The 23,288-nt window shown below is 61.7% G+C and carries 23 protein-coding genes; 22 read left to right on the forward strand and 1 reads right to left on the reverse strand.

Translation table 11 applies throughout. From position 1 onward, the window contains the following. The first annotated feature begins 624 nt into the window (after nt 1-624). The 3 genes from rluC to DKK67_RS08030 all read left to right on the forward strand — a co-directional run bounded on the left by rluC (nt 625) and on the right by DKK67_RS08030 (nt 3,360). Entirely contained in the window at nt 625-1,575 is a 951-nt protein-coding gene (rluC, locus tag DKK67_RS08020) for a 23S rRNA pseudouridine(955/2504/2580) synthase RluC (protein ID WP_228160543.1), read from the forward strand. 46 nt (nt 1,576-1,621) lie between these two features. Then, complete coding sequence (locus tag DKK67_RS08025; protein ID WP_111495855.1) at nt 1,622-2,281, forward strand: HAD family hydrolase; 660 nt, start codon at nt 1,622-1,624, stop codon at nt 2,279-2,281. A gap of 65 nt (nt 2,282-2,346) precedes the next feature. Beyond that, entirely contained in the window at nt 2,347-3,360 is a 1,014-nt protein-coding gene (locus tag DKK67_RS08030; RefSeq protein ID WP_111495856.1) for a S49 family peptidase, read from the forward strand. On the opposite strand, the gene DKK67_RS08035 is transcribed toward DKK67_RS08030, so the two are convergent. Next, complete coding sequence (locus DKK67_RS08035) at nt 3,336-3,953, reverse strand: Maf family protein (protein WP_111495857.1); 618 nt, start codon at nt 3,951-3,953, stop codon at nt 3,336-3,338. The two genes, DKK67_RS08030 and DKK67_RS08035, sit on opposite strands and share 25 nt — an antisense overlap. 176 nt (nt 3,954-4,129) lie before the next feature. Between DKK67_RS08035 and DKK67_RS08040 the strand changes: the two genes are divergently transcribed. The 19 genes from DKK67_RS08040 (at nt 4,130) to DKK67_RS08130 (ending at nt 23,260) form a co-directional block, all read left to right on the forward strand. After that, nucleotides 4,130-4,675, forward strand: a complete 546-nt coding sequence (locus DKK67_RS08040) for a YceD family protein (protein ID WP_111495858.1) — start codon at nt 4,130-4,132, stop codon at nt 4,673-4,675. Nucleotides 4,676-4,775: 100 nt separating this feature from the next. Further along, a complete protein-coding gene (gene rpmF / locus DKK67_RS08045) occupies nt 4,776-4,955 on the forward strand; it encodes a 50S ribosomal protein L32 (protein ID WP_111495859.1) in 180 nt (59 codons plus the stop codon). A 65-nt stretch (nt 4,956-5,020) separates the two neighbouring features. Further along, the gene (plsX, locus tag DKK67_RS08050; RefSeq protein ID WP_111495860.1) at nt 5,021-6,022 is read left to right on the forward strand and encodes a phosphate acyltransferase PlsX; all 1,002 of its coding nucleotides are present in this window, start codon (nt 5,021-5,023) and stop codon (nt 6,020-6,022) included. Nucleotides 6,023-6,100: 78 nt separating this feature from the next. Continuing rightward, the gene (gene fabD / locus DKK67_RS08055; RefSeq protein WP_111495861.1) at nt 6,101-7,036 is read left to right on the forward strand and encodes an ACP S-malonyltransferase; all 936 of its coding nucleotides are present in this window, start codon (nt 6,101-6,103) and stop codon (nt 7,034-7,036) included. Nucleotides 7,037-7,057: 21 nt separating this feature from the next. Further along, entirely contained in the window at nt 7,058-7,795 is a 738-nt protein-coding gene (gene fabG, locus DKK67_RS08060) for a 3-oxoacyl-ACP reductase FabG (protein WP_111495862.1), read from the forward strand. 123 nt (nt 7,796-7,918) lie between these two features. Continuing rightward, nucleotides 7,919-8,152 carry an acyl carrier protein gene (gene acpP / locus DKK67_RS08065; RefSeq protein ID WP_095609555.1) on the forward strand — a complete coding sequence of 78 codons (234 nt, stop codon included), beginning with the start codon at nt 7,919-7,921 and terminating at the stop codon, nt 8,150-8,152. A 313-nt stretch (nt 8,153-8,465) separates the two neighbouring features. Beyond that, a complete protein-coding gene (fabF, locus tag DKK67_RS08070) occupies nt 8,466-9,707 on the forward strand; it encodes a beta-ketoacyl-ACP synthase II (RefSeq protein WP_111496815.1) in 1,242 nt (413 codons plus the stop codon). A 7-nt stretch (nt 9,708-9,714) separates the two neighbouring features. Beyond that, nucleotides 9,715-10,527: an aminotransferase class IV gene (locus DKK67_RS08075; RefSeq protein ID WP_111495863.1), complete on the forward strand. Its 813-nt coding sequence runs from the start codon at nt 9,715-9,717 to the stop codon at nt 10,525-10,527. A 2-nt stretch (nt 10,528-10,529) separates the two neighbouring features. Further along, nucleotides 10,530-11,582: an endolytic transglycosylase MltG gene (gene mltG, locus DKK67_RS08080; protein ID WP_111495864.1), complete on the forward strand. Its 1,053-nt coding sequence runs from the start codon at nt 10,530-10,532 to the stop codon at nt 11,580-11,582. Next, nucleotides 11,579-12,214, forward strand: coding sequence for a dTMP kinase (gene tmk, locus DKK67_RS08085; protein ID WP_111495865.1), 636 nt, complete (start codon nt 11,579-11,581; stop codon nt 12,212-12,214). The genes mltG and tmk overlap by 4 nt, the downstream gene beginning before the upstream one ends. A 217-nt stretch (nt 12,215-12,431) precedes the next feature. Then, nucleotides 12,432-13,760: a phospholipase effector Tle1 domain-containing protein gene (locus DKK67_RS08090; protein WP_111495866.1), complete on the forward strand. Its 1,329-nt coding sequence runs from the start codon at nt 12,432-12,434 to the stop codon at nt 13,758-13,760. Nucleotides 13,761-13,836: 76 nt separating this feature from the next. Beyond that, nucleotides 13,837-14,598: a helix-turn-helix transcriptional regulator gene (locus tag DKK67_RS08095; RefSeq protein WP_111496816.1), complete on the forward strand. Its 762-nt coding sequence runs from the start codon at nt 13,837-13,839 to the stop codon at nt 14,596-14,598. A gap of 583 nt (nt 14,599-15,181) precedes the next feature. Further along, nucleotides 15,182-16,654 carry a sodium/proline symporter PutP gene (putP, locus tag DKK67_RS08100; protein ID WP_407657834.1) on the forward strand — a complete coding sequence of 491 codons (1,473 nt, stop codon included), beginning with the start codon at nt 15,182-15,184 and terminating at the stop codon, nt 16,652-16,654. A 243-nt stretch (nt 16,655-16,897) separates the two neighbouring features. Continuing rightward, the gene (locus tag DKK67_RS08105; protein WP_111495868.1) at nt 16,898-17,905 is read left to right on the forward strand and encodes a TAXI family TRAP transporter solute-binding subunit; all 1,008 of its coding nucleotides are present in this window, start codon (nt 16,898-16,900) and stop codon (nt 17,903-17,905) included. Nucleotides 17,906-17,980: 75 nt separating this feature from the next. Continuing rightward, nucleotides 17,981-20,152: a TRAP transporter permease gene (locus DKK67_RS08110; protein WP_111495869.1), complete on the forward strand. Its 2,172-nt coding sequence runs from the start codon at nt 17,981-17,983 to the stop codon at nt 20,150-20,152. A 30-nt stretch (nt 20,153-20,182) separates the two neighbouring features. Then, nucleotides 20,183-20,929 (forward strand): sulfite exporter TauE/SafE family protein, encoded by a 747-nt coding sequence (locus DKK67_RS08115; RefSeq protein ID WP_111495870.1) that lies wholly within the window; start codon nt 20,183-20,185, stop codon nt 20,927-20,929. A gap of 49 nt (nt 20,930-20,978) precedes the next feature. Beyond that, entirely contained in the window at nt 20,979-21,977 is a 999-nt protein-coding gene (locus DKK67_RS08120) for a zinc-dependent alcohol dehydrogenase family protein (protein WP_228160544.1), read from the forward strand. 149 nt (nt 21,978-22,126) lie between these two features. Beyond that, nucleotides 22,127-22,525 carry an NADH-quinone oxidoreductase subunit A gene (locus DKK67_RS08125; RefSeq protein ID WP_111495871.1) on the forward strand — a complete coding sequence of 133 codons (399 nt, stop codon included), beginning with the start codon at nt 22,127-22,129 and terminating at the stop codon, nt 22,523-22,525. 57 nt (nt 22,526-22,582) lie between these two features. Beyond that, the gene (locus DKK67_RS08130) at nt 22,583-23,260 is read left to right on the forward strand and encodes a NuoB/complex I 20 kDa subunit family protein (protein WP_111495872.1); all 678 of its coding nucleotides are present in this window, start codon (nt 22,583-22,585) and stop codon (nt 23,258-23,260) included. The last annotated feature ends 28 nt before the right edge of the window (nt 23,261-23,288 follow it).

The raw sequence follows: 23,288 nt of genomic DNA on the forward strand, positions 1-23,288 counted from the left end.
TCTGAGAACACTCACGGCTTGTTGCTCCTGCGTTTGCGGGGAAAAACCGTAACGATTCAGTGTCGGTTGAAACATACTATCCAGTTCAAGTTCACACCGGCTCCAAGGTCTCACGTCATATTCATAAGCTGGACGGCCCGGGCCGGCGTGATTCAAATGATTCTTCGCGATGTCACCCGCCGGTTTTCCGTGCGGATTGAACATGTCCACCTTCAAACCCCGGATCCCCATGGATCAACAGGCGTCGAGGCGGTGCCTTCTGCTCTCTGCGCGACGGCCTAGTCTGTCTCGGGCCGCCAGCATTCAAAGTCTTGACTCGTGTCGGTATACTTCCGGCTCGCTTGGATCGATTACCTTACTGTATGAGGTCGATTAGAGCATAAAAGCAGGCCGGAACATAACAGCAATGTTTCGGGCCGTCAATCCTGCACAGAACCTCCGGAATGCCACCTCACTATGCCCAGGCAGAAACCCGCAAGAAACCGTCCCGGCCGCTCGCGTCCCGTCAACCGCAAAGCCAGTCCGTCCGCCGGGACGGATAGGCGTGCCCGGCGCGAAGCGGCCAAGCCCGCCGCCCGGCCACAGTCCGCGTCGCCGAAGGCGGCCGAGCCCGTCAAGACCAGCGTGCGTTGGGTGTCCATCGATGAGGATGGTGCCGGGCAGCGGCTGGACAACTTCCTGCTGACCCAGCTTAAGGGGGTGCCCAAGAGCGTCGTCTATCGGATCGTGCGTAAGGGCGAAGTGCGCATCAACAAAAAGCGCGCCAAGCCGGACACGCGCCTGACGGCTGGCGACCAGGTGCGTATCCCGCCAGTGGTCAGCCAGGAGAAGCCGCCGGCGCCGGTGCCGGGTGCCCGCGTTCGCAAGCTGGTGGAGGCGGCGATCCTGTTCGAAAGCGACGATCTCCTGGTCGTCAACAAGCCCCAGGGGATGGCCGTGCACGGCGGCAGCGGCCTGAGTTTCGGTCTGATCGAGGCGCTCAGGGCGGCGCGGCCGGAGGCGCGCTTTCTCGAGCTGGTGCACCGGCTCGATCGCGATACCTCCGGTTTGATTATGGTGGCCAAGAAGCGATCGGCGTTGCGGCATCTGCAGGACGAGATCCGCGCCAAACGCGTCACCAAGCATTATCACGCGTTGGTGGCGGGGCATTGGCCCGCAGGGCGCACCGAGGTGGATGTCCCGCTGGAGCGATTCGAGTTGCGTTCGGGGGAGCGGATGGTGCGGGTGTCGGACGCCGGCAAAACGGCGCTGACCCGCTACCGTGTGCTGGAGTTGTTCGACGGCTACAGCCTGGTCCAGGCGTTTCCGGTCACCGGTCGCACCCACCAGATCCGTGTGCACTCGGCTTTTGCCGGTCATCCGATAGCGGGTGACGACAAGTATATGGATGATGTCAGTCTCAAGGCATTTCGAAGTCAGGGTGGTCAGCGGTTGATGCTCCATGCCTTTGCGCTCGAGCTGACGCTGCCGAACGGCGAAACGGCAAGGTTCGAGGCGGCCTACGAACTGGTCTTCGAGCAGCTGCTGGAGCGGTTGAAAGCCCGGCGAGCCGCCCAGGCGGCAGGTCCGGAGTAGCCAGGCGGCAGACCAGAATCAGATTGTGCAAAGAGAAGGAGTATTCGTGACCCCGAAAGTCGTTATTTTTGACTGGGACGGCACCCTCATCGATTCCGTCGATCATATCGCCGGCAGTCTGCATCAGGCGGCAACCGAGCTGGGATTCCCGGCCCGCGAGATGGATGCCTATCGCGATATCATTGGTCTGGGCATCGTGGAGGCGCTGCAGACGCTGTATCCCGGTATGAGTGAAGCGGAGGTGCAGGCGATGCGGGAGGGCTACGCCAGGCACTTCTTTACCAAGAAAACCGCGCCGCAGAATATTTTTCCCGGGATCGGTGAATTGTTGGTGGACCTGAAAACCGGCCGTGCCCAGTTGGCGGTGGCGACCGGGAAAAGTCGCCGCGGGATGACGCGGGCGCTTGCGTCGAGTGGGTTGGGGCCGCACTTCGCTATCACCCGTTGCGCCGACGAGACCCGCTCCAAGCCGGATCCGGCGATGTTGCATGAGATCCTGGCGCACTTTGATATCGCGCCCGATGAGGCCGTGATGATCGGGGATACGGTTTACGACATGGAGATGGCCCAGCGAATCGGGATGCCGGCCATTGGCGTGGAGTGGGGTGTTCATAAGCGCGACCGTCTCGAGCTCTATGCGCCGCAGGCGATTGTCGAGGATGTGCCGGGGTTGCGGCGGGCTCTCGAGCTCGACACATCGGCGTGAGGCGTCCCGGGTCCAGCGGGCGATTGATACGAACGGTCTAACGATAACGCAGTAAGGAAGCGAGCATGTCTGATTGGGATGGTGATAAACGGTCGGGATGGGATTCCGAGCAAAACACAGCGGATGCATCAAGCAAGAGCACGGACAAAGGTCGGGACTGGAAGCTGATCGAGAAGCTGGTCATGTCGCTGCAGTCGGAGCAGCGTAAGAGTCGGCGTTGGGGGATCTTCTTCAAGGCGCTCACCTTTATCTACCTTTTTGCGCTGCTGTTCATGTTGCGCGGGCCGGTGAGTGAGGGGCTGGATGCCTCCGCGGGGCCTCATACCGCTCTGGTAGAGATCAACGGCCCCATCGCCGCCGATGAAGAGGCCAGTGCCGACAATATCGTGGGAGCGCTGCGGGATGCGTTCGAGGCCCCGGATGCCCGGGCGGTGGTGTTGCGCATCAACAGTCCGGGGGGCAGTCCGGTGCAGGCGGGTTACGTCAACGACGAGATTGAGCGTCTCAAGGCGGAGCACCCGGACAAGAAGGTCTACGCGGTGATCTCCGATATCGGGGCGTCCGGCGCCTATTACATCGCCGTGGCCGCGGACGAGATCTATGCCGATAAAGCCAGTCTGGTGGGATCGATTGGCGTCGTGGCCGGCGGGTTCGGATTCACTGGGCTCATGGACAAGGTGGGGGTCGAGCGCCGGCTCTATACGGCCGGCGAGAACAAGGCTTTCCTGGATCCGTTTTCACCCGAGAAGCCGGGCGAAGTCGATTTCTGGCAAAACGTCCTGGAAACCACGCATCAGCAGTTCATCGAGCAAGTGCGCGAAGGGCGTGGCGATCGCCTGAAGGAAAGCGACGAGCTGTTCAGCGGCCTGGTGTGGACCGGTGAGCAGGCGCAGGATCTGGGGCTGGTCGACGGCCTTGGCAGTGCCAGCTACGTGGCCCGCGATATCGTGGGTGCCGAAGAACTGATCGATTACAGTCGCCGGCCGTCTCCCTTCAAGCAGTTGATCGAGGAGCTGGGTGTGTCGGTTGGCAGTGGTCTGGCCGACACGCTGGTTCAGTCCCGTCTGGAGTTGCGATAGGCCGCGGCAATCGGTTCGATGCCCTGTTCGGCCAGCAGGTCAATAAGCGCGATCAGTGGCAGGCCAATCAGGCTGTTGGGGTCGCGCCCCTCGAAACTGCGAAACAGGGCGATGCCCAGTCCCTCCATTCGAAAGCTGCCGGCGCAGTCGTAGGGCTGCTCCACGTTGAGGTACTGGTCGATCTGCTCCTCGCTCAGGTCGCGGAAGTGGACGCGGAACGGTTCCACCAGGCTCCAGGTGTTGCCGGAATCGGCATCGGTCAGCGCCAGCCCTGTCAGGAACAGGACCGACTGGCCGCTGCAGGCCGCCAGTTGTCGGCAGGCGGTCTCATGGCTGCCGGGTTTGGCCAGCAGCGTTCCGTCGGCCAGTTCCGCCACCTGGTCCGAACCGATAATCAGGTGTCCGGGATGGCGCTCGGCGAGGGCGGCCGCTTTTTCCTCGGCCAGTCGCAGGGCCAGCTCTTCCCCGCGCTCTCCCGGTTGCGGTGTTTCGTCGATATCCGGGGAGGCGCACGTGAACGGCAGCCGCAGGCGTTCCAGCAGTGCTTTTCGATAAGGCGAGGATGAGGCGAGCAACAGTGGTTTAGGGAGCATGGCGATCCGGGGCGTCAGAGTTGAAAGGTTAAAGCGAGACTCAGAATACCTGACTCGGGAAATGGCCGAAATCCTGATTCCTTGATTGTATCCGGTTGTGGAAAGGCTGGTAGTTGCCGAAATAACGGGCAGAAGCCTTTGACAGGGCGGGGGTTGGGCCCTAAAATTGCGCGCCTATGTCGAATGCCGAGCTGCCCCGGATCGTTGACCCGAACAAATTCGCTGAACAGAAAGCGAATCTGGAAGGGGTCATTGCGTTGCGTTGCCTCTCTCGTTTTGCAGGTTTGCTGCAGGAAGTGGAAGGCGATGTCCGAGTGCATTTGCAGTTTGGAATGGATGCGGAACGGCGCCGTGTTGTTGAAGGGCGTCTGGAAGCACCGGTTGTGCTGGAGTGCCAGCGCTGTATGTCGCCCATGCAGACCACGCTCAACTCCACGTTCAAGCTGGGATTGGTGATCAGTGACGAACAGGCGCGTCAGTTGCCGCGTGAACTTGAACCTTTCCTGATTGAAAGCTTTGAGGCGGATCTCTGGCAGTTGGTCGAAGACGAACTGTTGCTGGCAATGCCGCCCTATCCGTTGCATGAGCGGGATCAGTGCCCGGCAGCGGAAACGCTCGAGTCGCTTGAAGGTCAGGTTGACGAAAACCCGGCCGACGAACCGGAGCAGCGCGAGAATCCGTTCAGCGTTCTGGCGGAACTCAAGAAAAAAGACGATCACTGATTCGCAGTGCGTCGCGGAACAGGTCGGTCACCGGGCAGGTCCGGTGTCGGCGCATTGATTGTTTACGCATTGATAGTTTAATAGCTCAGGAGTTTATACCATGGCTGTACAACAGAACCGTAAGACCCGCTCCAAGCGCGGCATGCGTCGTTCTCACGATGCGCTGGGCACTGCGGCCCTGTCTGTGGATTCCACCACAGGTGAAGTGCATCGTCGTCACCACGTGTCTCCCGACGGTTTCTACCGTGGGAAGCAGGTGGTTGAAGCGCGCGACGAGTAATCGTCGGGCGTGACGGCGCCGGCGGCCCCTGATTCATTGATTGCATGTTGCATAGTGGGTAAACGGTGAATTCCATCACCATTGCCATCGATGCCATGAGCGGTGATCGCGGGCCGGCCGTTGCCGTATCCGCAGCGCTTGATGCGGTGCGCGAAAACGAAGCCTTGAGCGTCATTCTGGTTGGACAACAGAGTGAGCTTGAGGCTTTTCTGTCTGAGCCCCATCCCCGTATCCGGATTGTCGAGGCCGTTGACACGGTCCGGATGAACGAACGCCCCTCCCACGCCCTGCGTCACAAACAGCATTCTTCCATGGCCGTTGCCCTGCGACTGGTGCGCGATGGCGAAGCCCAGGGGTGCGTCAGTGCCGGTAATACGGGCGCTCTGATGGCGTTCGGTCGCTCCCTGCTGCGCATGTATCCGGGGATCGAGCGGCCAGCCATCGTCAAGCTGATTCCGTCCCTGCGTGGTCGCTGCCATGTACTGGACCTGGGCGCGAATGTCGATGCCAGCGCCGAGAACCTCTACCAGTACGCGCTCATGGGGTCACTCATGGCGGCGGCGGTTAACAACCTGCAGGAGCCGCGCGTGGCCCTGTTGAATGTGGGCGAGGAGGAGATCAAGGGGAACGAGCAGGTGCGCCTGGCGTCGCATATGCTGGCCCAGTGCGAGACGCTCAATTACATTGGTTACGTGGAGGGCAGCGACCTGTTCCGCGACGTCGCCGATGTGGTGGTGTGCGACGGTTTTGTCGGCAATATCGCCCTCAAGACCGGTGAGGGTGTGGCGAGCATGCTCATGGAGCTGCTGGATCAGACCTTTACCCGCACGCTCTACGGGCGCATCATCGGCTGGCTGGCGCGCCCCACTCTGACGCGCCTCCTGAAAACCATCGACCCTTCCCGCCACAACGGCGCCAGCCTGCTTGGGCTGCAGGGCGTGGTGATCAAGAGCCACGGCAATGCCAATGAGCGGGCCATGCTCGCGGCCATTCGCCAGGCGTTTCGCGAAGTGAAGCTGGAAGTGCCTCGTCGCATCAATGAGCAACTGGACGAATGGATGATCTGACACCCCGTGTTTTGTGTCTGCAAGGCTTGTACCATTGGCTAATCTTACAGAACACCAAACAGGGGTAGACTGAGCGCCATGAAATCAGCATTTCTTTTCCCGGGTCAGGGCTCACAATCGGTTGGTATGCTTGGCGATGCCGCTGAGGCTTGGCCGATCATTGCCGAGACCTTTGATGAAGCCTCCCAGGTCCTCGGATTTGACCTGTGGTCGATCTGCAAGAACGGTCCCGAGGAAGACCTCAATTCCACCGCGATTACCCAGCCTGCGCTGCTCACGGCAAGCATCGCGCTGTGGCGGCAGTGGTTCGTGGCCGGAGGTCCGCGCCCGGAGTTCTTAGCCGGTCACAGTCTGGGCGAATACAGTGCCCTGGTGGCTGCCGAAAGCCTGAATTTCTTCGACGCGGTCAAGCTGGTGCGTCTGCGCGGCGAACTGATGCAGAGTGCGGTGCCAGCCGGTGAGGGCCGCATGGCGGCGGTGCTGGGGCTGGAAGACGACGTTGTCATCGCCGCCTGCGAGGAAGCCGCTGAGGGCGAAGTGGTCGCGGCCGTCAACTTCAACGCACCGGGTCAGGTGGTCATTGCGGGTAACGCTTCGGCCGTGGATCGCGCCATCGACATCTGTAAAGGAAAGGGGGCCAAACGGGCCCTGCCGCTGCCGGTCAGCGTGCCATCCCACTGCTCCCTTATGAAGCCGGCGGCCGACGAGCTGGCTAAGACGCTGGATGAGGTGGATTTCAACGACGCTGTCATCCCGGTGGTGCAGAATGTCAATGCGGCGCCGGAACAGTCCAGCGATACGCTGAAGGAAAACCTGCTGCAGCAGCTGTACTCCCCGGTCCTGTGGACCGATTCAGTGCGCTATCTGAGTGAAGAGGGTGCGTCGGTGGCGATCGAGTGCGGTGCGGGCAAGGTGCTGGCCGGGCTGGCCAAGCGAATCGATCGCAATCTGTCCGTGTTTGGCATTGAAACGCCGGACACGCTGCAAAAAGCGCTGGATGGCGTAAACGGTTAAGTTTTCAGGAGAAACGACGTTATGTCGCTGCAAGGCAAGGTAGCCCTGGTTACCGGGGCCAGTCGAGGTATTGGCCGGGAAATTGCTAAACAACTCGCAGACGGCGGTGCTACCGTCGTCGGCACCGCGACCTCCGAGTCTGGCGCCGAGGCAATCAGCCAGGCGCTGGCGGAGAAGGGCGGTTACGGCATCGTGATGAACGTTGCCGACGCGGACAGCATCAGCGACGGGATCAAGGCCATCACGGAGAAATCCGGCGCGCCGGTGATCCTGGTCAATAACGCGGGGATTACCCGCGATAACCTGTTGATGCGGATGAAGGATGATGACTGGGATGCGGTCATCAACACCAACCTCAGCGCTATCTACCGCACCAGCAAGGCGGTATTGCGTGGTATGGCCAAGGCCCGCTGGGGTCGCATCATCAACATCAGTTCTGTCGTTGCCGGTATGGGTAACCCAGGGCAGGTCAATTACTGTGCGGCCAAAGCCGGTGTTGAGGGGATGACCCGCAGCCTGGCGAAAGAGATGGCCAACCGTGGTATCACGGTCAACAGTGTGGCGCCCGGATTCATCGATACCGATATGACGAAGAAACTGGACGACAGTCAGCGGGAGGCTATGATGAATGTCATTCCTGCGGGTCGTCTGGGCGAGCCGGAAGAGGTCGCTGCGGTGGTCGGGTTCCTGGCCTCCGAGCAGTCGGCGTACATCACCGGCGAATCCATTAACGTGAACGGCGGCATGTTCATGGGATAATGGGGCTTGTGGTAATTCGTTGAACGACAAGTCTTTAGCTTCAAACCCTGCTTGTTTGCGGGTGGGGATTACACTAAACTGCACGCAAAATTAGTGCTTGGTTGCGAATTAAGTGAGGAAAATATGAGTACAGTCGAAGAGCGCGTGAAGAAGATTGTCTGTGAACAGCTGGGCGTCAAGGAGTCTGAAGTTCAGAACACTTCTTCTTTCGTAGAGGATCTGGGCGCGGATTCACTGGACACTGTTGAGCTGGTAATGGCCCTCGAAGAAGAGTTCGAGACCGAGATTCCCGATGAGGAAGCCGAGAAGCTGACCAGCGTTCAGGACGCGATCGACTACATCGTCGCGCACACCTGATACTCAGCCAGTATTGAAAGCCAAGCAGAAGCCGTCCTTAGTCGGATTATTAAGGACGGCTTTTTTATTGGTGCGAATCCGCCGGGATTCGTGCCAATTGTTCGTTGTGCCTCCCCGGTGCAGCCGGGCTGTCACAAAAGCGTCACCCGTATTTGCGATAAACCCGCGGGTTGCGGCTCGATAACGCATTCTACCTTCCGCCGATTGGTGGCGGGGTGGGATGGCGGGATAATAACTACCCAAGGAAAGCGCTGAGCGGTAGCGGCAAGGGTCGCACCACGGCAGCATTCGTAAAGCAATAGGTGAATCAATGATTTCTGGACGACGTGTCGTAGTCACCGGTCTCGGTATGGTGTCCCCGCTGGGCAGCGATGTGGCTTCATCCTGGGCGGGTATCCGCGAAGGCAAGAGCGGCATCGGCCCCATCGAGCGATTCGATGCAACCGACTTCAACACCCGGATTGGCGGAGCGGTCAAGGATTTTGACCTGGAAACCTATCTGAGCCCGAAGGATGCCCGCAAGATGGATGCCTTCATCCACTACGGCATCGCAGCGGCCACCCAGGCGGTGCAGGACAGCGGGCTGGACGTCGAGAACGCGGCCGATCCGGATCGGGTCGGAATTGCGATTGGCTCCGGCATCGGAGGCCTGGAATACATTGAGAAGAACGTTCTGATTCTGGAAGACAAGGGGCCCCGCAAGGTGTCGCCTTTCTTCGTGCCGGCCTCGGTCATCAACATGGTGGCGGGCAATGTCGCTATCCGTTTTGGCTTCAAGGGCCCGAATATTGCCATCACCACAGCCTGTACCACCGGCACCCATAACATCGGCTACGCCGCGCGCACGATCCAGTACGGCGACGCGGACGTGATGCTGGCGGGCGGGTCGGAGATGGCGACCACGCCCACCGGTATTGCCGCCTTCGGCTCGGCGCGGGCCTTGTCCACGCGTAACGACGAGCCGGAAAAGGCCAGCCGGCCGTGGGACAAGGACCGCGATGGTTTCGTCCTCAGCGACGGCTCCGGGGTGCTGGTTCTTGAGGAGCTGGAACACGCCAAGCGTCGCGGTGCGACCATCTACGGCGAGGTGATCGGCTTCGGCATGAGCGATGACGCCCACCATATTACGGCGCCGTCGGGTGAGGGCGCCCAGCGCGCCATGAGCAACGCTATCCGGGATGCCGGAATTGACGTGTCCGAGATTGGCTACATCAACGCCCACGGAACCTCCACGTCGGTGGGCGATGTGGCGGAAGTGGATGCGGTCAAGGCCGTGTTCGGTGATCACGCCCGGAAGCTGGCGATGTCCAGCACCAAGTCCATGACCGGCCACCTACTGGGTGCGGCGGGGGCTGTGGAAGCGATTTTCTCGCTGCTGGCGCTGCGCGATGGCGTGTTACCGCCGACCATCAACCTGGATAACCCGGATGAGGGTTGTGACCTGGACTTCGTCGCGCACAAAGCCCGCGAAGCGAGCATCTCCGCCGCGCTGTCCAATTCCTTCGGTTTTGGAGGCACCAACGGCACGTTGATTTTCCGTCGCCACGACGGCTGATCACACCGTGCTTGAGTGTCTCTGGGCCGACGCCGACGGTGTGCCTCCCCTGGATCGGGGGTTGGCCTACGGCGACGGACTGTTTGAGACCATCCGGATCAACGGTCACGTCGCCTCGCTTGGCGAACGCCACCTGCGTCGCATGCAGCGCGATGCGGCCCGGCTCGGTATTTCGGTGTCCCATGCCGAACTGGCCGATGCCCTGGAGCGCGCCGTCGAGCGATACGCCGGGCCCGCACCCTGGGTCCTCAAGCTGTTGCTGACCCGGGGCGTTGGCGGCCGCGGCTATCGCCCGCCGGAGCCGGCGCACCCTTGCCTTATCATCTCTCACAGCCCCGTGCCAGCGGTGCCTGAGGCGCCGGTGGCCGTCGACATCTGGTCGCATCCCTTGGTTATCGATCCCTTGCTGGCGGGTATCAAGCACCTCAACCGCCTGCCGCAGGTGATGGCCAGCCGCGCCATGCCGGACTGGGCTTGGGAAACGCTCATGACCGACGTGGATGGCGCCCTTGTCGAAGGCTCCCGGACCAACCTGATCGCGCTGGTTGGAACGGTTTGCATCACGCCCCCTGCCGGAGAGCTGGCAGTAGCCGGTGTCGCCCGGGAGGCTTTGCTGGAGGCGTTGCCGGACCTGGGCTTGTCGTTGGAGGAGCGGGCGGTCACGGACGCCGATATGACCCGCCCGGAGTTTGCCGGCCTCTTGCTGACCAACAGTGTCGTCGGTGGCGTCGCAATCGAACGGATCAGCGAGCAGCGGTTGCCTATCACGGAGCGCCTTGCCACAATCCGATCCTTTCTGGCGGATGCAGTTGGATCCTGATCTTGTTGAAACGTGTCTTTCTCTCTGGCCTGTTGTTGCTGGTACTGGTTATCGGCGCTGCGGGCATCTGGCTCTGGCAGGGTTTCAAGACCCTGGAAAAACCGGTGACCCTGGCCCAGCCGGTGCTGTTTGAAGTTGCTCCCGGCAGCAGCTTCAGTGGCGTGGCGCGCCAGCTTGAGCAGCGAGGGCTGCTCGACGATTCCCTGTGGTTGCGTCTCTGGGGGCGCTTGCATCGGGATCGGAATCTGGTCCAGGCGGGAACCTACGAGTTCACCGGTGGCGATACCGCGCTGACCATGGTCGACAAAATGGTGAGTGGCGACACCAAGACCTGGCAGGTGCAGTTCATCGAGGGCTGGCGCTTCCGCGACCTTCGCAAAGCGCTGGCGGCGCACGGCCATCTGACCCGCGAGCTGACCGGCCTTTCGGATGAAGACGTGATGGCCAGGCTGGGGCATCCGGACCAGCATCCCGAGGGGCGTTTCTTTCCGGATACCTATGTGTTCACCGGGCATGAGTCCGATCTGGATATCCTGCGGCGCGCCTACGATCGGATGCAGTCCATTCTCGATGAAGAATGGGCCGGTCGCGCCGACGATCTGCCGTACGAGTCTGCCTATGAGGCGCTGATCATGGCCTCCATCGTCGAGAAGGAAACCGGCGTGCCCCGGGAACGCGGCCAGATTGCCGGTGTTTTCGTGCGCCGGCTGGAGAAGGGCATGCGCCTGCAGACCGACCCCACGGTGATCTACGGTATGGGGGATGACTACGACGGCAACATCACCCGCCGGAACCTGCGTACCACGACGCCCTACAACACCTACCGGATTGCCGGCCTGCCGCCCACGCCCATCGCCCTGCCGGGCCGGGAGGCGATTCATGCCGCCCTGCACCCGGAAGAGGGTGATACCCTGTATTTTGTGGCCCGGGGCGATGGCTCGCACGTGTTCTCGCGAACCTTCCGGGAACACCAGAATGCGGTCCGTCAGTACCAACTCCAGCGGCGTGATGACTATCGCTCATCGCCGCCATCCAGCGAGGCGGAGCAGGAATGAGTCGCGGTCGTTTCATTACCTTTGAAGGTACCGAAGGGGTTGGCAAGTCGACTCAGCTCCGCTTTGCCGAGGAGTGGCTGAAGCAGCGTCAGGTAGACGTTGTGGTCACCCGCGAACCTGGCGGTACGCCGCTGGCGGAAACCATCCGCGAGGTCCTGCTGGCGCCGCGCGATGAGCGTATGGATGACCTGACCGAACTGCTGCTGGTGTTCGCCGCTCGTGCGCAGCATCTGAACCAGTTGATCCGTCCTCACCTCGCCGCCGGGCGCTGGGTGCTGTGCGACCGCTTTACGGACGCGACATACGCGTATCAGGGCGGCGGTCGCGGGCTGTCGATACAGGCCATCGAGCAGCTCGAGAACCTGGTCCAGGGCGCGATGCGGCCGGATCACGTGGTCCTGCTGGATGCTCCGGTGGAAGTGGGGATGGCGCGGGCCCGCAAGCGGGGCGAGCTGGATCGCTTCGAACAGGAAACGGTGGACTTTTTCGAGCGCATTCGCCGGACCTACCTGGCGCGGGCAGAACAATGGCCGGCGCGCTATCACGTTCTCGATGCGGCCCAGACCGTCGAGTGCGTCAGCGCGTCGCTCGGCGCTGCCCTGACGCGTATCCTGGGCGACTCCGCTGACTGAACGGCCTTCACCGCCTGCCATCGTCGCTTTCAATGCCCACGACCTGAATGTCTGCTACGCTTTCAGCGTGTGAGCAAATAATAATCAGCCGTCTTTCGCGCCAGCCCAGTGCGCGTCTCATCGGATGGTGAACGATACGGAGCCAGCCGTCCCTTTCGTCCCTGTATGCAGTCGATGACTCCGGCCCTCGAGCCGCGAAGCATGGAGGGAAAGGATCATGTCCAAAGCGATAGTCGTTTGCTGCGATGGCACCTGGAATCAGGTGGGTGGCAAGCCCGCGCAGCCCGCATCGTCCAATGTGCTCAAGTGTGTGCGTGGCCTCAAGGCCCACTCCGGCCGGCGTGACCAGGTGGTCTACTACGACGATGGCCTGGGGAATGGCGGCCGTCTCGATCGATGGCTGGCCGGCCTTTTCGGCAACGGTATGACCGCCAGTCTGCTGCAGGCCTACCGCTTTATCGCCAATAACTGGGCCCCCAGCGACGATATTTACCTGCTCGGGTTCAGCCGCGGTGCCCATTGCGTGCGTCGACTGGCGGACTTTATTCATGTGATGGGACTGATCGGCAAGTCGGAGTTGCATCATCTGCCGGACGCCTACCGCTGGTACCGCGCGGAGTCCGGGGCCGAACGGAGCCGGCTACCGCGGGCCGCGCTGGTGGAGGAGTTGAGGCAGTCGAGCCGTCGAATCCCGGTCCGCTTCCTGGGAGTGTTCGACACCGTTGGTGCGAACGGGCTGCCGGTGCCCGGTTTGAGGCGATGGTCAAAAGACCGGATCGGGTTCCACGATACCCATCTGTCAGATTCCGTATCCTATGCCGTTCAGGCCATGGCGATTGACGAATGTCGCACGCCGTTCCGGCCGGACCTCTGGACCCACTCCAGCGCGGAAACGTCGCATCAGGCGGCAACCCTGTCGCATCATACGCTCCAGGTCTGGCTACCGGGTATGCACGGTGATGTCGGTGGCGTCGTCACGGAGTGCGGTCTGTCGGAGCTGGCGTTGCAGTTCATGATCGGCCAGGCCAACCAGCATGGGCTGGAATGGCAGCTGGGAGGCATTTTTTCCACCGATCCGGACGATCGCATCGCGGCGCCAATAGGCGACAGTGTCAGTGCGCTTTACCGGCTGATGGGGGATTATCATCGGCCGATCGGTGCGGTCCAGCGTGAATCGCAGGGCCTGGCGCCGGCGATCACCGAGAAGCTCCATGTGGCCGCCGTGGAGCGTCTGGAGATGGGGGTGCCGATTCACAACCGGCATAACCTGGAGCGGGCTCTGGCGGCGGAGACCCCGATCTACCATGAACGACGCCACCTGCGCCTGACGGTACCGGAATCCCTGTCGGTGGCCGATATGCCGGATGTGGGGGAAGTCTGCACGCTGGTCGACATGTCGGAGTCCGGAGCACGCTTGTACTACAGTGGCAACGGCTCGGTAGCGGCCGGCGGCGAAGTGCGGCTGCGCCATCCGCGCATCGGCGATCGTACCGCCCGGGTACGTTGGTGCAGCGGCAGCGAGGCGGGTGTCGAGTTCGCGGCGTGAGCGCGTGGCGCAGGTGATTCGCGTTTGCAGATGTGTTTAAATGGGCGACAATCTTTCCGACGGTCCGGCCCCGGTTATGTTGAGCGCGCGAGTTCTGAAGCTCCCAGAAAATGCCTGTCAGCACGAGCACGAGCACCATCAGGTGGTGATTGGCCTGCAAGGGGCATCCGGCCTGGCGGGGCAGGGTTGGGGCGTCGATCTGGACAGCCGGCGTGCCTGCCTGGTGCCGACAGAAACCACCCATGATTATTACGGCAACGATGACAATCACGTCCTCGTGATCGATCTCGACCCTCACGTGCCAGCCCTTTCCAATCCCCGTCATGCGGATTACGACCGTCTGGCGCCGCTGTTTGACCGCCCCTTCCACCTGGACATGGATAACCGGCTACAGAGCCTGATCCACCTGTGCGCGTCGGAACTCAACCTGGCACCCGACAACCGTTCCATGCATGAGCATTTTGCGTCCGGCATCATCCACTGCCTGTCGCAGCGCCTGGGTAACGGTAACCAGCCGCGTCGCAAACGGCAGACCCTGGATACGTCAGCCATCCGCCGTTTCGTGCGCCAGAACCTGCACCGCAAGATCACTATCCGGGACCTGGCCGGTGAAGCGTGCCTGAGCGTGAGCCGTTTCCACGAGACCTTCCGTGAGATGACTGGCATGAGCCCGCATCAATACATCATTCACGCTAGGCTCGAACGTGCTACCGAGCTGCTTGGGGAGCCGCGACTTTCACTGGCTGAGATCAGCCTGAGAACCGGGTTCTCCAGCCAGGGCGCGCTGACCAACGCCATGAAAAAGTATCGGGGCATTACCCCGTCGGCGTTGCGTTGAGATGACAAACATCATCCAAACAGGGTTGAACGTACTTTTTTGCAAAAAAATCGTAGTTTCCTGCAAGCCGTACGGGCTTTCCCTGACTACATTAGCGGACTAGGTTCGGACCTTTTCAAACCGCGTCTTTCCGGTTGTCGGTCGTTTGCCCCGGGTGAGGGGCATCACTGCGGAAGGGCCGTTCCACCAGCCTGCCATTGACGCCATGATCCCTCAGTGGCGCCGGCAGGGCATCGATTGTCGAAAGGCAGTGTTCTGGTTCCGGTCATTTGTGCTGAACCGGCCATGAAATCCCGCAGACGGTTGGTCCGGGACCGCTACGGGAAACAGGCGCAGTCTGACTTGCGCTTTGTCACGCAAAACCCGGACATAAAACACGACATCAGTCGGAAGGAATGCGTTATTGCTCTCTGGACGCAAAAACAGTCTAGAGTACAAGGGTGTAGGCCGACTTCTTCAAGCCGGGGGCTGGAAGAGGGCTGAAAGTGCCAATAACGCATCGCACCACGCTGTATCCGGGCGGGTGTGAAAGGACCATAAAAAGAAGTTCTTTTTACTAGCGGACGGGGAGAATCACCAGATGGTGGGAAGTAACGTCGGGGTCACTGTGACCTTTATTATCTACATCCTGTTGATGCTGGCCATTGGCTACATCGCATGGAAACGCACATCCAACCTGTCGGATTACGTCCTGGGTGGCCGGAGTCTCGGCCCCATGCCGTCGGCTCTGAGTGCCGGCGCGTCCGACATGAGTGGTTGGTTGCTGCTGGGCCTGCCGGGCTACGCGTACGCAGCCGGTTACGAGGCAATCTGGATTGCGGTTGGTCTGCTGGTTGGCACCTGGCTCAACTGGCTGATCGTGGCGCGTCGTCTGAGAACCTACTCGCTGGCTGCGGGTGACTCTCTGACACTGCCGTCCTACTTCGAGAATCGTTTCGAAGACAAGAGCCGTATCCTGCGGATCATCTCCGCGTTCTTCATCCTGCTGTTCTTCCTGTTCTACACCAGTTCCGGTCTGGTTGCAGGCGGCAAGCTGTTTGAAACGGTTTTCGGCATCGATTACACCAATGCCGTGATCATCGGCACGGTGGCTGTCGTGTCCTACACCTTCTTCGGTGGCTTCCTGGCGGTTGTCTGGACCGACGTTATCCAGGGTCTGTTGATGTTCGCCGCTCTGCTGCTGGTACCCATCATGGCCATTAACGCCGATGGCGGCTGGTCTGCCACCCAGGCAGCAATGGAAGCCAAGAACCCGGAATTTCTGAGCGCCTTTACCAGCGCTGACGGCAGCGCCATGACCGTGATGGGTATCCTGTCCCTGCTGGGCTGGGGGCTGGGTTACTTCGGTCAGCCGCACATCCTGGCGCGCTTCAAGGCGATCCGCAGCGAGAATGACATCCCGACGGCCCGTCGCATTGCCGTGGTCTGGAGTGGTCTGGGCCTGCTGGGTGCCCTGCTGGTTGGCTTCTCTGCCATCGGCTATTTCGAGACGCCGCTGGAAGACGGCGAGCGTGCCTTCATGCTGCTGGTCGATGCGCTGTTCCACCCGGTCATCGCTGGCGTCCTGCTGGCCGCTATCCTGGCCGCGATCATGAGCACCGCCGACTCCCAGCTGCTGGTGTCCTCTTCCGCACTGGCCGAGGACTTCTACAAGGCGCTGTTCCGCCGTGAAGCGTCTCAGAGCGAGCTGGTCTGGGTGGGTCGTTTCGCCGTTGTCGGTATTGCTGTGGTGGCCTGCGCACTGGCGTTCAACCCGGACAGCAAGGTACTGGAGCTGGTGTCATACGCATGGGCCGGTTTCGGCGCGGCCTTCGGCCCGGCACTGATCCTGTCGCTGTTCTGGAAGCGTATGACCCGTCTGGGCGCGCTGGCCGGCATCATTGTTGGCGGTGTGACCGTTGTGGTCTGGGGCAACCTGTCCGGCGGCATCCTGGATCTGTACGAAATCATTCCAGGCTTCATCCTCGCCACCATCGCCATTGTCGTGGTGTCTCTGGCCACGCCGGAACCGTCCCAGGAAATCCAGGACGGCTTCGACAAGGTCATGGGCAAATGACTCTGGCCTGACCGGGTGAATGCTCCCGGTATGAAATGAGAAGGGGCGCCCGGCGGGCGCCCCTTTTTTTGTGTCCGCTGTTCTTTTTGCGTTTCCCTTTCTCTTCGCTTTATGCCCTTAAAAAGTGCGGGATATGACCGACTTATGTCGTAGCTCCTCCCATGGCACTTGTTTGCGTGCGCGTCTATTCTCAGTGAACGCATGCAGATCTCATTGATAAGTCCAATAAAAGGAGAGCACGACATGGTTAAGCGCCAGTTCCTGAAATCGATCATCGGAATGGCTGCCGCTGTGAGTCTTGGCGTCACCGGTTCGGTTCAGGCGGAAGGGAATTATGTCATGGGCACGGCGACTACCGGCGGTACCTATTATCCGGTGGGTGTGGCCCTGTCGACCCTGATCAAGGTGAAGCTGGAACCCAAGACCGGAATTTCCGTGTCCGCCATCAGCTCTGCCGGCTCCGCGGAAAACCTCAAGCTGATGGACGAGGACCAGGCCCAGTTCGGCATCCTGCAAGGGCTATACGGGGCCTGGGCCTGGAAGGGCACGGGGCCAGTGCCGAAGGCCTACAAGAACCTGCGCTCGGTATCGATGCTGTGGCAGAACGTGGAACACTTTGTGATCCGCAAGGAGCTGGCCAAGACCGGCACCATTGAGGACATGACCAACCTCTACGGCAACAGCTTTTCCATCGGTGCCCGCAATTCCGGGACCGAGGGCTCCGGGCGCTTTATTCTTGGCGCGCTGGGCGTGGATGTCGGCAAGATGGACCTGGCCTACCTGGGTTACGGACCCAGCGCCGACGCCCTGCAGAACGGCAACATCGACGGTATGAACATCCCGGCGGGGGTGCCGGCCTCGGCGGTCACTCGCGCCTACGCCAACCTGGGTGAGGAAATCACCACACTGGATGTGACCGAGGAGCAGCTGGCCCGCGTCAACAGCGAGTTTGAGCTGTGGACGCCGTACGAGATTCCTCCGGAAACCTATCCCAACCAGACCCAAACGATTAACACCATTGCCCAGCCCAACATTCTGGCGGTGCGGGCGGATGTATCGGAGGATGACGTCTACCAGATCACCAAGACCATCTACGCCAACCTGCCGTTCCTGAACAACATCCATCCGGCGACCAAAGCCATGGCCCTGGAAAAGGCGATCGCCGGTCTGCCCATGCCGTTGCATCCGGGGGCCGCGCGATTCTACAAGGAGCAGGGCATCGAGATCCCGGACCGTCTGATCGCGCAGTAACGGAGCGGCCCCGGGGCCGCATCATTCCTTGGACGGGGCCCGCTGAAGCCGGCCCCGTCGTGGTTGGGGGTCAGAGTGACATCGAACGACGAACGGCCGGGTGAACCGGCCAACGCATCATCCTCCCTGGACAAGATCCGCGACGAAAGCACACACGAGGCCAGTGATCGGCTGGAGCATCCCATACTGGGGCGGGTGATCTTTGTCCTGGCGATCGTCATTGCCATTTCGCACCTGTACTTCAACACGGTCTCCACTCTGTCGGAGCTGTGGATCTCCGCCTTGCACTTCGGTCTGTTCGGGCTACTGTGCACGCTCACTTTGCCGATGATCCACGCCAGCTCCGCAGGTGGGCGGCGACTGGTGTTTGCGCTCGACGTTGTGCTCGGGCTGGCGGCACTGGGTTGTGCCCTGTACCTGATTGGCTTCGAGGATGCGCTCTACGCCCGTGGTGTGACTTTTTCCACCTGGGACTGGATCGTGTCGATCACGGCGGTGGCCCTGATCCTGGAATTCGCCCGCCGCACGACCGGCTGGTTCATTCCCTGCCTGTGCATCGTCGCGCTGACCTACGTGGGCTGGTGGGGCCAGTACGTCGAAGGGCTGTTCAATTTTCCCGGTCTGAGCTGGGAGACCGTGCTGTTCCGCTCCTACATGGGCGGGCAGGGCATGCTGGGTTCGATCGCCCGGATTTCATGGACTTACGTCTTCATGTTCATCCTGTTCGGGGCCTTTCTCGTCAAATCCGGTGCCGGGGATTTTATTGTCGAACTGGCACGCTGCGCCGCCGGGCGCTTCGTGGGCGGGCCCGGCTTTGTGGCGGTGTTTTCTTCGGGGCTGATGGGTTCGGTCTCCGGCTCCAGCGTGGCCAATACCGTGTCCACCGGTGTGATCACCATTCCCCTGATGCGCAAAGCCGGGTTCCCGGCGCGCTTTGCTGCTGGTGTCGAAGCGGCCGCGTCGACCGGCGGGCAGCTGATGCCGCCGGTGATGGGGGCAGGGGCGTTTATCATGGCGTCTTACACCCAGGTGTCCTACCTCACCATTATTGCCGTTGCAGCGCTTCCGGCGCTGCTGTATTTCCTGTCCGTTGCCATGTTCGTGCGCATTGAAGCCAAACGCAGCCACGCGGTGAAGCTTGAGGACGAAGAAGAGAACATGCCGACCCTGAAAGAGGTCATGAAGGATGGCTGGCACTACCTGCTGCCGCTGGTGGTTCTGGTTGCCGCGCTGGTGTACGGGTTCACGCCTACCTACGCGGCGGGTATTGCGATCCTTTCGGTGATCGCCGCGTCCTGGCTGTCGTCCAGGCCGATGAAGATCCCGGATATCCTGGAGGCCATGGCCCAGGGCTCGCGTAATATCGTGACCACGGCCATCCTGCTGATCACGGTCGGCCTGATCGTCAATGTGGTATCGACCACCGGGATTGGCAATACCTTTTCGCTGATGATCACCGACTGGGCCGGCGGCAGCCTGCTGGTGACGATCGTCCTGGTGGCGTTGGCCTCGCTGATCCTGGGGATGGGGCTGCCGGTGACCGCGGCCTACATCGTATTGGCGACCCTTTCGGCGCCGGCCATCTACGGGCTGATCGCCCAGAGCCAGTTGTTGGATCTGATGGTGGCGGGCAACCTGCCGGAACAGGCCAAGGCGGTATTCATGATCGCCGCCCCCGACCAGTTCAACCTGCTCAACGCGCCCATGGACCCGGCCACGGCCCGGCAGATGCTGGCAGCGGTGCCGGACACCTTCAGTTCGCAATTGCTGGAGCAGGCGCTGTCGCCCCACGCCATCAGCATGGCGCTGGTGTCGGCCCACATGATCATCTTCTGGCTGTCCCAGGACTCCAACGTGACGCCACCGGTGTGCCTGACCGCGTTTGCCGCGGCCGCCATTGCCGGCACCCCGCAGATGCGCACCGGCTTCACCGCCTGGAAGATCGCCAAGGGGCTGTACATTGTGCCGTTGCTGTTCGCCTATTCGCCGCTGATATCCGGTGATCTTGTTGAGATGCTTCAGGTTTTCCTGTTCGGTCTGTTCGGGATCTATGCCATTATTGCCGGTCTGGAAGGGTACCTGGAGCACCGTCTGGGGTGGCTGCTACGGCTGCTGATGTTCCCGGTGGGCGCGCTGATGCTGTGGCCCCACGGAATGCTGTGGGTCGACGTTGCCGGCCTGGTGATTTTCCTCGGCCTGCTGGTCTGTAGCAGTCGCCGGGGCAGGAGGGTGCCCGCAACCGTATGACGTAGAACGCCATCAGGGAGGGGCCGGCGGATGAGTGCAGTGGAACTGGTTGGACTGGTCCTGATCGGTGGCGTCGCGGGATTCATCAACGTCCTGTCGGCGGGCGGTTCGATGCTGACCCTGCCGATGCTGATGTTCCTGGGGTTGCCGCCGCAAGTGGCCAATGGCACCAACCGCGTGGCCATTACCCTCCAGAGCATCTCGGCCGTGGGGAGCTTCCGCCGCCAGGGGCAGGGCAACTGGTCGATCAGCCTGCGTCTGGCGATCCCCGCGATTCTGGGCTCGCTGCTCGGGGCCTGGCTGGCGACCGGCGTGTCCGATGCGGTGTTCGAAGCGGTTCTGGTGGTGGCGATGGTGGGCGCGTCGGTGTTCATGCTGTTGCCCCAGCCACGCCTGGATACCCGGCCGCTGACCGCGGACCGGCTGTCGCCGCTGATCTACCTCGCGCTGTTCGTGATCGGTGTCTACGGCGGTTTCATCCAGGTCGGTGTGGGCGCACTGTTCATCGTTGTGCTTTACCGGATGCTGCGCATCGACCTGCGTCAGGTCAACGTCCTGAAAGTGGCCATCGTGCTGCTGTACATGATCCCGGCGCTGCTGGTCTTCGCCTTCAACGGCCAGGTTCGCTGGGGTGTCGGCCTGTTGCTGGGACTGGGCAACATCACCGGCGCCATGATCGCGGTCAAGGTCAACATGGGGCCGCGCGGCGCCCAGTGGATCAAATGGTTGACCCTGGCCATGGTGGCGGCGATCCTCGTTCGTCTGATCGTGTACTGAGCTGTCTGACAGGCCTGTTTTCAAAGAATCATTCTGCAAGAGGAGCCCGATGATGAAAGCCGTGGTGATTGAGGAATTCGGCGGCCCCGAGGTGTTTGTCGAGCGCGACGTGGACACCCCCGAGCCGGGCCCCGGCCAGGTGCGTATCCGCGTGGTGGCGTCCAGCCTGAATCCTATCGAGACCAAGATACGCTCCGGTTTCGTCAAGTCCGGCCCGGCCATGCCGGCCATTCTCAACGGCGACGTCGCTGGGGTTGTCGATAAGGTTGGCGCTGGCGTGAGCGGCCTGGTCGAAGGCGACGAGGTGTTCGGCTGCGCCGGCGGCGTGAAGGGCTGGCAGGGCGCCCTGGCGGACTACATGATTGCCGATGCCCGTGTGCTGGCCAAACGCACGCCGGACATGACGCTGCCGCTGGAAGAGTGTGCCGCATTGCCGCTGGTTTTCCTGACGGCCTGGTCGGCGCTGGCGGATCGTTCCGGGCTTCAGTCCGGCGAGCACGCGCTGATCCATGCCGGCACTGGCGGCGTGGGGCACGTGGGGATCCAGATCGCCAAATACCTCGGCGCGCGAGTCAGCACCACGGTGTCGACGCCCGAGAAGGCGGAGCTGGCCCGTTCGCTGGGGGCGGATGACATCATCCGTTACCGCGAGGAGTCGGTCACGGACTATGTCGAACGGCTGACGGGCGGCAAGGGCTTTGACCTGGTGTTCGACACGGTCGGCGGGGACAATCTCGACAGATCCATTGAAGCCACCGGTATCGCCAGGCGCCTGTGCTCGATCAACACCCGCTCCACCCACGATCTGTCGCAACTGCACGCCAAGAGCCTGAGCCTGCACGTGGTGTTCCGCTCGATTCCGCTGCTGCACGGCATCGGCATGGATGACCAGCCGCGCATGGTGGGTCACATGGAGCAGATGCTGCGTGACAACGCCGTACGGCCGCTGCTGGACAGCCAGAGGTTTGCGTTCCGTGACGTCGGCGCCGCCCATCGTCGCCTGGAGGCCGGCGAAGCCACCGGCAAAATCCTGCTGTTGCGGGATTGACAATCCGCCCCCTGCGGCCCGGTCATCCGGGTCGCTCCTTCCCCAAGTCCTTGACTCCCTGTAATTCGCACGTCTCCGGACTGGCTGCTAGTCTGAAAATCAGAAGAGCTGGCCATTCAGGCCACTACCAGCCTTGACCGGTGTAAACGATGACGCAGACATCGACGGCGCTGATCGCCGAATACTGGGGCATTGGCGTTTTTATTCTTGCCGTACTGGGCCTGTGCGCCTTTATGATCGTGGCGTCCGCCTTCCTCGGAGGCCGGAGCCGCGGTCGCAGTAAGGACCTTCCTTTCGAATCCGGCATCATCGGCGCCGGATCCGCGCGCCAGCGCTTTTCCGTCAAGTTTTACCTGGTGGCCATGCTGTTTGTCATTTTCGACATCGAGGCAGTGTTCCTGTTTGCCTGGGCGGTGTCCATCCGGGAAGTGGGGTGGACTGGCTTCTGGGGCGCCGCGATATTCATCGTGATCCTGCTGGCCGGGCTGCTCTACGACAGCCGGGTCGGGGCGCTGGAGTGGGCGCCCAGGCGCCGCCAGCCCAAGTGACCGGCGGACGGCGGGCCACGGGATCAAATCCTGTGCGAATCGGAGCGGGGGACTGAAATGGGCTATACCCTGACCAGTGCGGAAGACGCCACCGCGGATTCTGATCGTTATCCATTGGGGCAGCGTCGCCGGGTGCCAGACCCGGTCAAGCAGCAACTGGAGCGCAACGTCTTCACCGGCAAGCTGGAAGACGTTCTGAATTCGGTCGTCAACTGGGGGCGCAAGAATTCCCTGTGGCCCTACAACTTCGGCCTGTCCTGCTGCTACGTTGAAATGACCACCGCCTTCACGTCCCCGCACGACATAGCCCGTTTCGGATCCGAAGTGATCCGCGCCTCGCCGCGCCAGGCGGATTTCATGGTCATTGCCGGCACCTGCTTCATCAAGATGGCGCCGGTGATCCAGCAGCTCTACGACCAGATGCTCGAGCCAAAGTGGGTGATTTCCATGGGCTCCTGCGCGAATTCCGGGGGCATGTACGACATCTACTCGGTGGTGCAGGGCGTCGACAAGTTCCTGCCGGTGGATGTCTACGTGCCGGGTTGCCCGCCGCGGCCGGAAGCGTTTCTGCAGGGGCTGCAACTGCTGCAGGACGCCATCGGCCAGGAACGGCGGCCGCTGTCCTGGGTGGTCGGAGACCAGGGCGTTTACCGGGCGGAGATGCCGTCCCAGCGCGAGCGCCATCGGGATCGCCGCATCCAGGCCACGGAGCTGCGCAGCCCCGACCATCTCTAGTCGACGAAGCAACGCGATCGATCTTTCC

It is taken from the genome of Marinobacter bohaiensis (genome assembly GCF_003258515.1).
GTDB lineage: Bacteria > Pseudomonadota > Gammaproteobacteria > Pseudomonadales > Oleiphilaceae > Marinobacter_A > Marinobacter_A bohaiensis.